Raw genomic sequence first — 15,099 nt, forward strand, 5'->3', positions numbered from 1 at the left:
AGCCCTGTTTGGGCTCCATTTCCATTATAATCCATAGGGTTATGGTTTACAATAATATTCTGCCGAATTTTGACATTTTTTGTTGAGCAGTAATAAAGCGCTTTCGGTTAACATAATTTAACTAAGTAAGAGGAGGCATACATATGAAAAAATTTTTAAGGAATCACTCATATACTTTGAGTCAGGTTGCTGCCGTGGCTTTTGCCAGTAAAAAGGTCTTCCTGATCTCCGTATTCTTTTTTCTGACTGGCATCTCCACCGGAATTTTTCTGGAGCTGACCATGGCCGCCGACGAAAAAAGCAGCCTGGCTGGCTATCTCCAGCAGTATCTCTACATGGACAGCGGGTCTGTGGATTATCCCAATCCCTTTTTGTCTTCCCTCACCAGCAATTTGCTGCTCCTGCTGATTATATTCCTGGCCGGGCTCTCGGCCCTGGGATTTCCAGCCGCCCTGGCAGCGCTGACTTATAAGGGTATGGCTCTGGGGTTTTGTACGGGCCTGATCGTTGAAACGCTGAAGGATAAGGGAATATTGGTAATCCTGACTTCCCTGGTTCCGCAAAATCTGATCCTGATCCCGGTCTTCATCCTCGCCTCCGCGGCGGCGGTGAACTACGGCTTGTTTTCTCTGCGTTCCAGACGAATGCCAACAAAAAAGAACCTGAAGGATGTTTCAGGCTCTTACATTTTGCTTATGCTCTTTTTATGCCTGGCCATCGGACTGGCCTGTGGGCTGGAAGCTATTTTATACCCAATTGTTCTTTAGCCATAAAGATGGCGGCAATGGTTTTGGCATCTACCATCTGTCCGCAGGCTGCCATCTGATAGGCTTCTTTAAAATCGTATTCCAGAATGTCCAGGGCTTCATCGTCGTCAAAGCTGGTTTCGCCCGGCGTCAGGCCCGTGGCAGCGTAAAGATGGATCACTTCCTCAGTGTAGGCTACGCTGGGATTGATTTTCCCCAGATAGTGCATGCTGTCGGCCGCATATCCGGTCTCTTCCTTCAGCTCGCGCCTGGCGGTCTGCAGCGGGTCAGTTTCCCCCTCATCGATCTTGCCGGCGGGAATTTCTAAAATGACCTTTCCGCTGGGATAGCGAAATTGTTTGACCATCACCAGCTTTCCTTCATCGGTAATCGGTACGATGGCTACGGCTCCGTTGTGTTCGACGATTTCCCGGTAAGCGGTTCCCTTGGGCGCCGTTACGGTGTCCTTTCTCAGATTGAGAATCGCGCCTTCGTAGATCCTCTCGCTGCTGATTTTCTTTTCCTCAAAGACCATTTTCTCCTCCTATTTCGTCATGACTTTGGATTTTTCCACTGCTGCCGCAAAGCCTTCCTTTATATTGTCCATAAAACCGTTTTCAAAGAGTTTGTTGACGGCTTCGATGGTCGTGCCTCCCGGTGAGCATACATTGATACGCAGCTGTTCCACGCTGATATCGTTTTCCAGGACCATTTTAGCGGCTCCCAGGACCGATTGGGCGGCGAAGATTTTCGCTTTCTCCGGCGCCATACCGTGGTCTACCGCTGCCTGAATGAGCGCATCTATGTACATATAGGTATAGGCAGGACTGCTGCCGCTGACACCGATGACGCAGTGAATCAGCTCTTCGTCCACCTCCTCGGCCCTGCCGATGGCTTCAAAGATGCCGAAAACCTTGCCAAAGGTTTCATCATCCACGTTTTTGTTCCTGCACACCGCTACCATGGATTCTCCCACCTGTGCCGGTGTATTGGGCATGATGCGGATGATCCTGCGGTCGCTGCCCAGATAACCTTCGATGAAACCAATGCTGACACCGGCCGCCATGGAAACAATTACTTTCTCACTGCCGCATTCTCCGGCAATCTGGGGAAGCAGATCTTCAAACATATTGGGCTTTACTCCCAGTATGATCACATCGCTGTCGCGGGTCAGCTCTTTTTCCGAGGACCTCGCCGATACTACTGCAAACTGCGCTTCCAGAGCTTTTCCGTTTTCTTCCCTCTTATCATAGACAAGTATCTGGTCGCCCTTTTGGGCCGCGGTATCCGCGTATCCTTTCAGGATCGCTCCGCCCATGTTTCCTGCTCCGATAAATCCAATCTTCATATGTATTACCTCCCTGAGAATACTGTTCCCGTTTCTTCGCCGTTCCATGCCTTTTTAATGATATCCGGCTTTTTTCCGTTTAAAAGAATCATTGAAATTCCGTATTTATTGACCAGTCTGGCGGCTTCGATTTTGGTCGCTATGCCGCCTGTGCCAAAGCTGCTTTTTTCTCCAATATCAATATCTGAAAGCAGGCGATCAATATCCGACACCTCTTCGATCAGCTTTGCATCGGTTTCCGCCTTGGGATCCTTGTCATAGACGCCGTTGATATCGCTGAGGACGATCAGGGCGTCGGCATTCCAAAGGTTAGCCGTATGGGCGCCCAGGGTATCATTGTCGCCGATTTTTATTTCATCCACGCTTACACTGTCGTTTTCATTGATAATGGGGACCACGCCCTCATCCACCAAAGTAAACAGCGCGTTGCGGATATTAAGCGTCCTGTGGGGATCCAGAAAATCTTCTCGGGTCAGCAGAATCTGCCCCACGTGGATACCGTAATCCCCAAAATATTCTTTATAGGCCATCATTAACTCCACCTGACCGATGGCGCACAGGGCCTGCTTGTAATTCATATCGCCCCGGCGGCTCCACTTGTTGATGGCGCCCACCCCGCAGATTCCTGCTCCGGAGGAAACCATGATAACCTGTTTATGATTTTCTATGAGAGTATTGACCTGTTCTACAATATTGTGAAGGACCTCCCGGTTTACCGCCCCATTATCGTCGGAGAGCACATTGCTGCCGATCTTGATGACAATCTTCCGACTCTCCTTTATTAAATCGCTGATAGGATTCATTCTTACATCGCCTCTTTCTTTATTTATATGACCGTATAAGTATACGACAAAATCGGCGCTCCTGCAAGGTTCGCAGAGGTTTTTACCCGGCCTGCGGTTGAAAATTTACGGCAGTCTTTGCGGCAGTCTTGGAAATTCCCTGCTCCGGCGGCGGCGATTCCAGCTGCGCAGGCGATTTTTCGCATAATAAAGCCGGCTTCGCTGATTCATTTTATCGGCAGCGTTTGTTGCTATTGCGGGGCTGTCGCAGCAAGAGACAAAACTCCTTAACGGACAGCGACGGGCCGATGGACAAGAGGGAACGCTGCCTGATCCCTCTCATATAGCAAAATTTCTCCTTATTCCCTTCTTTCGAGAATAATATGGAAAACTACATATAAAAAGCGGAACCCGTTTTTTATGTACGCTCAGGTTCCGCCTGTGTTTGTCTGTATTTATCTGGGTTCTACGATCAGCTTGATCGCGGTCCGCTCCTCACCGTCTATTTCTATATCCGTAAACGCCGGCACAGTTACCAGGTCCACGCCGCTGGGAGCTACAAATCCTCTTGCAATGGCGATGGCTTTCACCGCCTGATTGAGCGCCCCCGCGCCAATGGCCTGGATTTCCGCTCCGCCCTTTTCTCTCAATACTCCTGCGAGTGCTCCTGCCACCGAATTCGGATTTGATTTCGCTGATACTTTTAAAACTTCCACGTGTACATCCTCCTTAATATAAATAGATATTCATTCGTCCCTCTCGGGCTTACAAGGTTAAAGTGAGGTTCAAACTTTTTTCAGCCTCATCCCTATTATATATTTCAAAAATACCAATTTATAGCAAAAAAAACCGACAAATTCTTTGCTTTTTTTCTTTTTTCTAAAATTTTTAGACAACCCCTTGATTTTTTTGACATGAACAGCTATAATCAAATTGTGGTTATCCCCCTGATAACCTCATTAATCTCTAATCCCAATACCCCTTTTGAACAAAACAGACTGCTCCCCTGCAGTCTGTTTTGTTTTTTGGAAAAGAGGGGGATTGTGGTATAATGGTTCCATAAATTGATACGGCTTCGCCTTTTTTCCCGGCGCTTTAGCGCTGCTGGAAAAACGGACAGCGTAGCGGAGCGGAGGAGTGAGCCGCAGGCGAACGTTGCCGTAAGGGTGGAACCATTGAAATATGCTCGACTACGCTCGCATATTATAATAAACCCAGTGGATATACATGGAACTGCGTAGAATGGCACCCGGCGGTAACTTTTCGAAAAAATAATGGAAAGTTACGCAAAGTTGTGGGTTTGCGGGGGTTCGAAAGCGTATAAAGTGAAAATTTGTGCTGGCGGCTGTTTGGGAGGCCCCGGAAACGTTGAAAAGTGCGTAACTTTTCGAAAAAAACGGGAAAAGTTACCGGGGCCGGCGACTTTGAAGGTTGCCGGGGCGGAGCGGGCCGCAGGCGAAGGCTGCAAGGTTGTTTGCTAGTTTGGTTGTTTGATATAAGGTCGCTTGGTATGGAGAATATCATATGGATTATATTACAGATAAAATTACATATCCTATATATACCTCAAAGGCATTTGATCTGTACTTTGGGGATATGAAGCTGGGAGTTTTGGATATTGAGACCACGGGGCTCAGTCCAAGGCACAGCCAGTTTGTTCTGGGAGGGCTTTTAACTGTGGAAAATGGGGCGCTGCAGGTTCGGCAGTTTTTTGCTGAGGACCTTAAGCAGGAAAGGGAAGCGCTGCAGGCTTATCTGGAAGCCATCGGGAAAGCGGATTTCCTCCTGACCTATAACGGGCAGAAATTTGACCTGCCTTTTATCCGGGAGCGTACCAAGGATGCGCCGCCGAAGCTTCCGTTTAATCTGGACCTCTATCTTCTAGTCAAGAATTACAGTCCTGTCCGAAAGTTTCTTCCCAATTTAAAGCAAAAAACAGTGGAAAATTTTCTGGGACTGTGGGATCATAGAAAGGACGAGATATCCGGCGCCGAGAGCGTGGAGCTCTACTATCAGTACCTGTCACAGAAGGAGCCTTACATAAAAGAAAAGATTCTGCTTCACAATCACGATGACGTGCTCCAGCTTTATCGTCTCTTGGCGGTTTTGGAAAAAGCTGACCTTCACAGAGCGCTTTTTCACATGGGTTTTCCGGTTAAATCCGACGGAACCGGGGCTCTCATCGTGGAAAAGATCGGGTTTTCAGGAAATCAGCTGATCATTTCGGGAAGGCAGTTAAAGGGAGCATGCGACTACAAATGCTTTGAATGGGGAGAAATCCCCTGCAGCGCGGATTTCAGCCGGCAGAAGAGCATTTTTTCGGTCTCAGTACCTCTTATAAAACACAGCGGCCTTATCCTGGTGGATCTGGCGGCGCTGAAAATGGACCTTTCCGTTTTCGAAAAATATCCCGGCTGTCAGGAGGGTTTTCTGATTCTCGAGCAGCAGGGAGAAAAACATTATTTAGAAATCAATCATTTTGTTAAAGTATTTTTAGAAAGGATGTTGAACCAATGGATTATAAGACCTTAGCAGCAAACGTCAAAGCCGATAGCTTTAAGATGGCGGCTCTGCCCCGGGAGGTACGGGATAAGGCGTTAGAGGCCATTATCGCAGCTCTGAGGGCAAACAGCAAAGCGATCTTTGATGCCAATGCCCGTGATCTTGTCAAAGCCGCGGAGGATTCGCTTCCCGCACCGATCCAGAACAGGCTGAAATTCGATGAGCATAAGCTCAGCGACTGCATCAGCGGCATGGAAGACCTCAAGGCTATGGAAGATCCTCTTTTTCGGCAGCTGCTCAAAAGAGAGCTGGACGAGGGGCTCACGCTCATCAAGACGACTTGCCCCATCGGCGTTATCGGCGTTATTTTTGAATCCCGCCCCGACGCGCTGGTGCAAATCTCCGCACTGTGCATCAAGAGTGGAAACTGCGCGATTTTAAAGGGCGGAAGCGAAGCCGCCAACACAAACCGCATTCTCTTTGACACCATTTATAAGGCCGGTGTATCCGCGGGCCTTCCTGAAAATTTTGCGCTCCTGATCGAAGACCGGGCCGGCATTGACGAACTGCTCAAGTGTCACGAATCTGTGGACCTGATTATACCCAGAGGCTCCAATCAATTCGTCCAGTACATTATGGCCAACTCCAAAATCCCGGTAATGGGTCACGCCGATGGAGTCTGCCATGTATATGTGGATGAAGACGCCGATATCGAAAAAGCGGTTCCCATCGTAATCGATTCCAAAACCCAGTATGTAGCCGCCTGCAACGCAGCGGAGACACTGCTTGTAAACCGCAAAATCGCCGCAGAATTCCTGCCCGGACTGGCGCAGGCGTCCGGCACCTCCATCGAGTATCGGGGCGATGAAACGGTCTGCAATCTGATCAGCTGCAAAAAAGCGGAGGCAGAGGATTTTGAAACGGAATATCTGGACTACATCCTGTCCATTAAAATCGTAGACAGCACCGATGAAGCTATCGACCATATCAACCATTACGGATCCCATCATACGGACTGCATTATTACGGAAAACGCGGACACCGCGTCCCGATTCATGGCTAACGTGGATTCCGCCGGAGTGTACCAGAATTGTTCCACCCGCTTTGCCGATGGATTCCGTTACGGGTTCGGCGCAGAGGTTGGCATCAGTACCGGAAAGCTGCACGCCAGAGGCCCTGTGGGACTTGACGGGCTTGTGACTTACAAATACAAGCTCTTTGGCAGCGGCCAGATCGTAGCGGACTATGCCAGCGGCGCCAGCCAGTTCCATTTCAAGGATTTGAAGTAAAACAACAGAGGAAACAATTTACGGGGAGAAGAGACTGTTATTTCTAAGGTTCAGGGGAGGACCAGACAAAAGATGAGTTTTATCACCAGGGTTTTATACGGCGTCCTGATCGGCGTCGCATCCATCGCACCAGGGCTTTCTGGCGGAACGATCGCCATTGCCCTGGGTTTTTATGAGCATTTAATCAATGCCATCGCGGATCTTTTGAAGCATTTCCGCAAAAACTTTTTATATCTGCTGCCTTACGGAATCGGCGGACTCGCCAGCGTGGCCTGCCTGTCCGTGGCGATCAATTATCTCTTTATCCATTATCCGCTTCCGACAAATACGCTTTTTATTGGATTCATTATCGGCACATTGCCTTTTATATGGGCAAAGCTAAAAAGTCATCAGGGAGAAAAAGGCCTGCGTTTTTCCCATGTCCTCACAGCAGGATTCTTTTTTCTGATCGTACTGATCCCCGTGTTTGCCAAAGGCGCTGGCAGCGGCAGCGCCTCCCTTTCAGCGGGTCCCCTTTCGATGATGATTCTTGTGGGAATTGGAATGATCGCCGCCACTACTCTGGTTGTTCCGGGACTTTCCGGAACAATGATCCTGACCTCGCTGGGCTACTACAAGCCGCTGCTTTCCATTGCCAGCACTTTTGTCACCGCAGCGTTTAGCCTGGACTTTCCTGCTGCGGCGCGGCAGCTCATTTTTATCGTGCCTTTAGGGGTTGGTGTGGTAATTGGCGTATTTCTTACAGCAAAATTCGTTCAGTTCCTCTTCAAGAAAATTCCTTCACATGTGTATTCGGCCATCGCCGGCCTCATCGCCGCCACGCCGGTTGTCATGCTGGCGGATGTGGAGCGCTCCGCTTTTTCTCCGCTTAATATTGGATTGAGCGCTGTCACTTTGCTCGTGGGCTTGTTTTTGACGAGAAAGCTTGGCGAATAAGATCTATTCTACAAAAAGAAACGGGCTTGCCCTGAGGCAGACCCGTTTCTTTTTGTATGGAATTACAAGGAACTAGTTATTTTGTTTTTATGCGCTTTACCTTACTGTATGCGCCGTAATAGTTTTTTCCGTCAATCCGTTTATACGCGCGCACCTTTACGTAATATTTCTGTTCGGCCTTCAGCTTTTTGATTTTTTTGCTTGTCTTGGTTGTATTGACCTTTTTAAATCCTTTGTTCTTCTTTTTTGAATAAGCGATCTGGTAGCCGGTTACGCCCGTATTTTTCTGGCTCTTTACCGTTACCTTGAATGATTTTGCGCCGCCTTTCAGTTTGCTGATAGCCGCTTTGGCCGGAATGATTCTAAAGGTCGCGGTCTTTGTGCGAAGTCCGGCAAAATCCCCTTTTGCTGTAACCGTTACCGTTGCTTTTCCGGTCTTCACATTGTTTTTATACGATATAACATAGTCGGTTCCCTTCACAAATCCGGACAGGCCGTTTACTTTCGGCGTTTTGGCTCTTCCGTCATAGGTATACTGAGCCGCTGCCAGAGAAATTCTTGTACCGCTGTACGTATTTCTCCTGGCTGTCTTGTAAGCCGTTTCCGCGCTGCGATAAGCGGCCTCGGCAGCTTCAATTTTTTTCAGCTCTTCTGTCAGCAACGCTTTTGCTCCCGGAGTTTCACTGACAACACTGTTATACACATTCCGCGCCGCATCAATTTTCTTTTTATCTTCCGCAGAATAAACGACGTTTATCGGGAGCTGTTCTACCGCTTTGATGACTCTGTTTGCATGTACCCTGTTTTCCGCTACTTTGCTGCCGGCCTCCAGTTCCAGCACATAGTTGTACTGATCCTGAACATCTTTTAATGAAGCCTTTTGATCCGCGTCCAGTCTTTCGTAGTCCTCTTTAAGCTTATCGGCATCCTGCTGCTGGTAACGGCTGAGAACGCCGCTTACTCCCTCGAAGGCTTTGAGACTTTTTCTGAAAGCTTCCACCTGCGCATCCATAGCTTCATATTTACGCTCTGCGGCAACAATAACCTCATCAGAGCCAAGCATAGCTGCTTTGTCCGGATACTGCGCCTTAAATCCGTCATAAGCCGCTCTGGCATCCTTAATCTTAGCGTCCCACTGGTGGGTATAGGAAATCTCATCCGTTCTGCTGATTGCTTCAATCTCCTGCTCGACAAGCGCCTTGGCAGCGGAAGCTTTCATCGGAGCACTGCTGAACACATAATCCGATGCGTGAAGCAGCCTAAAGGTTACCGTTTTGGTGCCGCTGCTGTCCTTTTTCACCGGTAAAGCCCCATTATCCACCAGTTTCAAAGAATTATCCTTCTGCAGGTGATAGACATATACGCTGTCGGCATTAATATTCTGATCCGGTAATGCGACTGTGATTACAGCCAGCCCCGGAAAACCGCCTTCATGTTCCAGCGAAATGCCGGTTATATCGGCACTTCCCAGTTCGACGGGCTTCTCTGCGATTTCTTTTTTTGTTATTCCGGTTTTTACTGCAATTGAAGTATCTTTTATGGTTTTCGCATCGAAACTGAAAGTCGCTTTCAAATTGTCGTTTTTATTCCGTGTCTCAATAATCAGATTGCTTTCATTTGCTTTTGCGCTCGCAATGAGATCCTGTTCAATGATCGGCGCCGGGACTTCTTCAGGTGCTACGACTACGATATCCTGCCCTTTGGCTGTATTGCCGATGGCCATTTTCACATCATCGCTGTTGATCCTTTGGTCTTTTACGGTCGGTTGGATATGGGTTGCTGACCCATCGTCCGTTTTGGCAAGGATCGTGATCTCGCAGGTAGCGTACTTAGCGCCATTGCCCTTTGCCGCAGCAGTAACAACAACTTTGTCATTAATCTCTGCTCCTTCCTCTATGGAGACAACGCCCTGTTCATCTACCGAGGCTCCCTTACCGGCTTCTGCCGACCATTGTATACCCGTATCATATTCACCTTTTTCCGTTTCCGGAATTACGGCTGCGATCAGCTGTGCCTGATTGCCCTGTTTCACATCCATTTTAGTAGCGTTAAGCTTTACGGCTTTAATCGCAGTCACCAATTGGGTCAGTTCTGCGTCTTTATAATATGGCAGCACGGAAGGCGCGCCGGCCAGCTCCGCTGATGAATCCGCATCCAATACTTTTGGCGCTGCTCCGCCGTTATAATTTTCCATAAAGCTATAGCCATCGTTTTTCTGATTCTTACTCATCTCAAAGGCATAATTCACATTCAGGAATTTATTATTGGTAACAGTCACCGGCACATTTGCCCCATTGTTGTCCAGGGAAATTCCTTTGTAAAAGTTTTCGAAGTGATTATCCTTAATGATGATTTCACCTTCTTTTGCATCCCCGGGATCTTTTGTCCGAACGGAGAGGATCCCGTTCTTATCAGGAACACCATCCCACGCTTTATTTCCTGAAATTACCGTATTGCCGATTAATTTTGAACCGCCGCCAATGGAGTTGAACGGTTTTCTCAGGGCGACATTAACACCTTTTGCCTTAAATGTATTGTTTTGCAGTGTAATAGCCTGTCCCGCGCAATGAACAATATTAAAGGAATTATAGTTCAGAACAACATTCAAATCCTTGATTGTCACACCTGAAACAGGCGTCTGAATCGGCGCCTTCCCATCCTTTGGCTCATAATCCACGGTAATCGTCCTATCCCCGTCGTCGGTAAGGGTGATCGCCTTACCGATTGTTATTGGCTGCGATAAGGTTATATCCGATACAATTGTCACTGTGTCCCCGGCTTCCGCTGCCGCAATCGCGCTTTCCAGGGAGTCATAAGGTTCGCTTCCGATCTTCGCCGCAACGGTTTCATTAATAACCCTTATTTTGCAGACATCCTTTTCTCCGTTAACCGCAGCAGCCGTAATTTCCGCAGAGCCCGGAGCGACCGCCTTCACCATTCCGCTAGCGTCTACTGTTGCGATCGACTTATCCGAGGATGTCCACTCAACGGATTTATCATAGGCATCGCTTGGCGATACCAGCGCGGAAAGCTGCAAAGTTTCACCTTTGTGAAGCGTTGCTTTAATTTTGTCCAGATCAACGCTTCGGATATCGGATCTGAGACTGCTTTCGCTCAGGCTTTTGTCTATATAAAATGGCGAAACGTTCTTGCTCAGTACCTGGCCATCATCCGATGTTACCGTAAGAATTGATTTAAAATCCGGTTTCGCTGAGTTCCAGTAATTTTTAGTCAAATCCAGGCTGCACTTTTCAATCCCCGTTATTTTTACAAAATCCGGATCCGTATGTTTCGATATCATATTCGGCTTATCAAAGATATTTCCGGTAACGGAAATGGATTTGGCGCTGTCATCGCCCTCTTTATTGCCCCTGAAATCTAACCGCAGAGCCCTGCCGCCGGTGCTGTCATCGTTCGAATCCCAATTGACGAGAATATTCCCTGTGATGGTTGCCTGGCCCGTATTTTTCTCATAACTGCTGTTTTTCTGGAACAATATTCCGTTATGCTCCGTATCCTTGATGTAGTTGTTGGTCACTGTCGCGTTATATGGGTTGCGCAGGTTAATACCCATCCCGGCTTTTCCCTGGATGGCCGTCACGCCCTCAATGCGATTATTACTGATTGTGGCATTTCCCCGCAGGTCTGAAAGCTCTTGGTCCAGCACGGCAATGGCGTTGGCGTTACCGTCAGAAGCCGGTTGAATACCTACGAATTTGTTGTTTGAAATGGTCACGTCCTTCTCGTCCGCAACTGTCAGTCCGTTTCCTCTAAAGGTAATCCCCTTCACGGTTATACTGTTATTTCTGGTGTGGCTGTCATCATATCCCAGGTACATTCCGCCGGTTAAAATTGTCTCTTTTTCAAACCAGCTGCTTTTATTGGGATCATTTTCGCTGTTCGCGCCCATCAGAGAAATGGATTTTTCCTGCGAATGGTTGGATTCCGGAAAAGGGTTCACCTTTTCATCGTAGGTCCCCGCCTGAATCCTGATGGTATCGCCGTCTTTTGCCGCGTGAATGGCATCGTTGATGCTTCCGCCGTCAACCACGTTGTATGAGGTTCCGTCAATCTTAACCACATCGACCCCGCGCTTTATAATTGGATAAGTGCCTTCGTTTTTCTCTGCGTTATAAGGCGTGTAATCAAATTTACAGTTTTCGATATTGATTTTTGTCGGGACTTCATTGAATTTTTCTTCGTAGCCTTTCGTTGTATTGCGCAGCGAATGGATGAGCGCGGCTCCGGGCTTGACTGCCAGCTTGTTGTTGAAGGTACATCTGCTAAGATTTATTATACTGTCATAACAGCGAATCGTCAGGCAGCTCTGCTTTGCTCCCGTTTGGCCTTCTTTCTTCTCCGTGTTAAAGATGGTATCCTCAACATCCAGCTGAACTTTGTGGAAATTTTCCTGCAGGGTTATTGCTCCATAATCATCGTTATCCTGGGCGATTCCAACTATGGTCGCGCCGGTGATCTTTATTTTGACCCTACTGTTTTCCAGCTTTCCCTCTACAAGCCCGCCTGCCGATGTCATAATAGCTCCCCAACCTTCAATGGTTCCGCCTTCAACGGTCAGCGTTTGGCCTTCATTTCGGATCCCGATTCCATAACGATCCTCGCCCTTTACATCGGTGTCCTTCAGGGTCAGGGCCGAGCCCTTGCTTTCCATGCGGAAAGCGGTCTCATTGTCGTGAATCGTACAATGCTCAAACCTTGCCGTCGATGGCTGCTCTCCTTTTAAGGTAATCAAGGCATTTTCATATGTCGTGTTTTCCCGGTTTTCTACTTTTAAATTCTCAAAAGCGCTGGTTCCGCCGGTGAGATCGATTTTTCCTTTAAGGATCGTCTTATCCTCGCCTTTTCCCCGCAGGGTAATGTCTTTGTTGACCGTCAGGTCTTCCGAGTGGGTCCCTTCTGCGATTTCGATGATATCGCCGGCCTTGGCCGCGTCAACAGCTGCCGCTACCGATACATAGTAGCGATCGCCGATGGCGGCTGCCGCAGTCTTGTATTCCAACTGACCGGAAACGCCCACGTGAATGCCGTCCCGGTCAAAAACCACCACCTCCACATTGTAATGCGTTCTTCCCAGCAAGCCGCCGAAAAATTCCATTCTTGTTCCGGAAAGGCTGTCTTTGTCTTCGGTTTTCTGAGAAGTCGTTCCAAAAAATGCTCCTGGCAGGCTGCCCTGATTTGTAACCTTAATATTGCTTTCACTATTGGAGCAATCTTTAACCTTCAGGGTGAAGCCCCCTTCTTCGAAGGATGTGCCGCCGTAAAGTCCTCCTGCCCAAATATATGCAGTTCCCTTCGCGTCAATATTGATCAATCCCGTATATTGACATCCATCTATCACTACAGTTCTGTCCCATCCACTGGAAATCTGCTGGATCAGCCCGCCGGCTATAATTCCGGCAGTATTTCCAGAAACCGTCAAATCGGCTGTGCTGGAACAGTCTTTCATTTCACATTGTTTTCCGTCTTTTGTATCGATCAGACAGGCTGCCAAGCCTGCGGCATTTTGACCGGAAACACTGCTCTTTCCAGTTACTTTTACATTGTCCATAACGGTAGAAGCAGCAAAGCTTACGACCGGAGCTGCAAAGGCCCCCGCATTGTCAATTCGAACCGCCTCCAGAGTGAGGTTTCTTATCTCTGCATTTTCAGTCGCAGTGAACAGTCCAATGTATTTTCCATAAGATGTCTTCTCCTGTTCTTTCGTTTCATAATTTTTCCCATCCATAGTCAGATTCTTGATTGTATGGTTTTGCCCATCAAAAACTCCTCTGAACGGATTATCGCAAGTCACATTGATCTTTCCATAGGTCCCTTCGGAAATCTGTGAAGAGCTGGCTCCGCTTCCGATCGGCGTCCAGTCCACCCCTGTAAGATCAATGTCGCTGCCGAGCTTTATCGTTTTACCTTTAAAATCTATTTTCTTATCGCCCAGTCCCGTATTGGTAAGATATGCGAGACCGGCCAAATCTGCTGCCGTGCCAATGGTATAAATTTCTTTGTCCGCGTCATACCACGAGATATCAACCGGTGCGACCTGATAGTTTCCATCGGTTTTTGTGACAAAGGAATCATTCGCTATGTACTCTATCGGATTTGTATTGAATATACCCGCTTTTATATAGGGATCCTTTCCTGTCAGTTTTTCGTACTCAATGGCACCCTGTTCTCCGGTAAAGGTGCCCCCGAAAATCTTTGCGGTTGCTTTCGTCCGAATTCCTCCGTCCCCGCCGGCGTTGTCATTCCCAACATGGACTGCGTTCCTTGGACTGTAAAATGTTCCTCCGTACACTTCTCCCGCCGATTCTCCCTCTTCACCGGCCACATACAGTGCATAAAAGGATTTATTGTTTCCCTTTTCCGCTGAAAAATGGCCGTCACGGATTACGATCTTTCCGGCCGCACATGCCACAGCTCCTTGGATACCCGTAACAGTCGCATTATTAATGGTCATTTCCTTGCTGTTTCTTATGCAGTATGCATAAAATCCTTTATCCGCATTAGGGAGCTTGTCCACACTGGAAGAAGTCGAATGAAAGCTCCCACCATTAATGGTACAGATTCCAGTATTGTATACTCCGTATCCCTTAGCGTCTACAGTTCCGCCGTTTATGGTAAGTTTACCTTGCGCGCTGGAATTGAACAGGACTGCGCCGCCTGTGTACGCAGTACGGAATGTTCCTCCGTCAACAATAACACTGCCGCTTTTCATATTTTTTAAAAGGCTGAGCGTCTCGGTTATGATTTCTCCGTTTGTTCCACTGTCTTTAATGGTCAGCTTGCCTTCATTGATAAAAGCAATACTTCCATACTGCGGACTGATAACCTTGATTTCTTTTCCGTTTAAATCCAGAGTCACATCCCATCCCTCGGGAATGGTCAAATACGGATCATCATTATTTACAGTTATCTCGATATTGTTTTCAATTTGATAATTACCTGAACCTGTGATCTCTGACAATTCGTTAATTTTTACGGCTCCATTGGCAGCCGCTTTTCCTGAGGCTTGTTTCTCCGATCTGCTTTCATTGGACGCAGGCTGCGCTGCCTGCTTTGCTGCCGCAGCCGTTTCCTCATTGGCACCGGTTTCTTTATCCGCATCATTTGCCGGAGCTGTTGTTTCAGCAACCGGCGCAGGCTCTTCCGGCGCCGTCGCTCCCCAGACAAAGGCGGTCGGGAATGTCATGGTGAATGTCACGGCAATGGCTATGAGCCATGACAAAAGCTTACTGCTTGTCTTTTTTCTCGATTCCATATGTATCCTCCTCCATAGACGGTACGGAAAATTAAAGAAGTAAAATCAGATCCTTGATACGCCACAAAAAGCACACTATCTGCGGTGATAGTGTGCAAGATGTTTTCAATATAAGCTTTCTCCGGCGAAAAAGGGTCTATTGAATTACAGCCCGTCAAACGCTATCATCTTCATCCCTTTAATAGCATCGCAATTGTAATTCACCCGGAATCCCCTTCTGTTC

At 47.9% G+C, this 15,099-nt stretch carries 9 protein-coding genes; 4 read left to right on the forward strand and 5 right to left on the reverse strand.

All coding sequences use genetic code 11. The features are described 5' to 3' along the window. Positions 1-143 precede the first annotated feature (143 nt). On the forward strand, positions 144-767 hold the full coding sequence (gene spoIIM / locus NE619_RS01445; RefSeq protein WP_256130575.1) for a stage II sporulation protein M: 624 nt from the start codon (positions 144-146) through the stop codon (positions 765-767). On the opposite strand, the gene NE619_RS01450 is transcribed toward spoIIM, so the two are convergent. The 4 genes from NE619_RS01450 to NE619_RS01465 all read right to left on the reverse strand — a co-directional run bounded on the left by NE619_RS01450 (position 742) and on the right by NE619_RS01465 (position 3,592). After that, on the reverse strand, positions 742-1,281 hold the full coding sequence (locus NE619_RS01450; RefSeq protein WP_256130576.1) for an NUDIX domain-containing protein: 540 nt from the start codon (positions 1,279-1,281) through the stop codon (positions 742-744). The two genes, spoIIM and NE619_RS01450, sit on opposite strands and share 26 nt — an antisense overlap. Positions 1,282-1,290: 9 nt before the next feature. Beyond that, positions 1,291-2,094, reverse strand: a complete 804-nt coding sequence (proC, locus tag NE619_RS01455; RefSeq protein ID WP_256130577.1) for a pyrroline-5-carboxylate reductase — start codon at positions 2,092-2,094, stop codon at positions 1,291-1,293. Positions 2,095-2,099: 5 nt separating this feature from the next. After that, positions 2,100-2,897: a glutamate 5-kinase gene (proB, locus tag NE619_RS01460; RefSeq protein WP_256130578.1), complete on the reverse strand. Its 798-nt coding sequence runs from the start codon at positions 2,895-2,897 to the stop codon at positions 2,100-2,102. A gap of 434 nt (positions 2,898-3,331) precedes the next feature. Beyond that, positions 3,332-3,592 carry a stage V sporulation protein S gene (locus NE619_RS01465; protein ID WP_256130579.1) on the reverse strand — a complete coding sequence of 87 codons (261 nt, stop codon included), beginning with the start codon at positions 3,590-3,592 and terminating at the stop codon, positions 3,332-3,334. Between the two features lie 808 nt (positions 3,593-4,400). Between NE619_RS01465 and NE619_RS01470 the strand changes: the two genes are divergently transcribed. The 3 genes from NE619_RS01470 (at position 4,401) to NE619_RS01480 (ending at position 7,603) form a co-directional block, all read left to right on the forward strand. After that, a complete protein-coding gene (locus NE619_RS01470) occupies positions 4,401-5,408 on the forward strand; it encodes a ribonuclease H-like domain-containing protein (RefSeq protein ID WP_256130580.1) in 1,008 nt (335 codons plus the stop codon). Beyond that, positions 5,390-6,667: a glutamate-5-semialdehyde dehydrogenase gene (locus tag NE619_RS01475; protein ID WP_256130581.1), complete on the forward strand. Its 1,278-nt coding sequence runs from the start codon at positions 5,390-5,392 to the stop codon at positions 6,665-6,667. The genes NE619_RS01470 and NE619_RS01475 overlap by 19 nt, the downstream gene beginning before the upstream one ends. Before the next feature lie 72 nt (positions 6,668-6,739). Continuing rightward, positions 6,740-7,603: a DUF368 domain-containing protein gene (locus NE619_RS01480; protein WP_256130582.1), complete on the forward strand. Its 864-nt coding sequence runs from the start codon at positions 6,740-6,742 to the stop codon at positions 7,601-7,603. A gap of 76 nt (positions 7,604-7,679) precedes the next feature. Here the strand turns inward: NE619_RS01480 and NE619_RS01485 are convergent, their stop codons facing one another. Next, positions 7,680-14,876, reverse strand: a complete 7,197-nt coding sequence (locus NE619_RS01485; protein WP_256130583.1) for an Ig-like domain-containing protein — start codon at positions 14,874-14,876, stop codon at positions 7,680-7,682. Positions 14,877-15,099: the final 223 nt, after the last annotated feature.

It is taken from the genome of Anaerovorax odorimutans (genome assembly GCF_024459955.1).
GTDB lineage: Bacteria > Bacillota > Clostridia > Peptostreptococcales > Anaerovoracaceae > Hominibacterium > Hominibacterium odorimutans_A.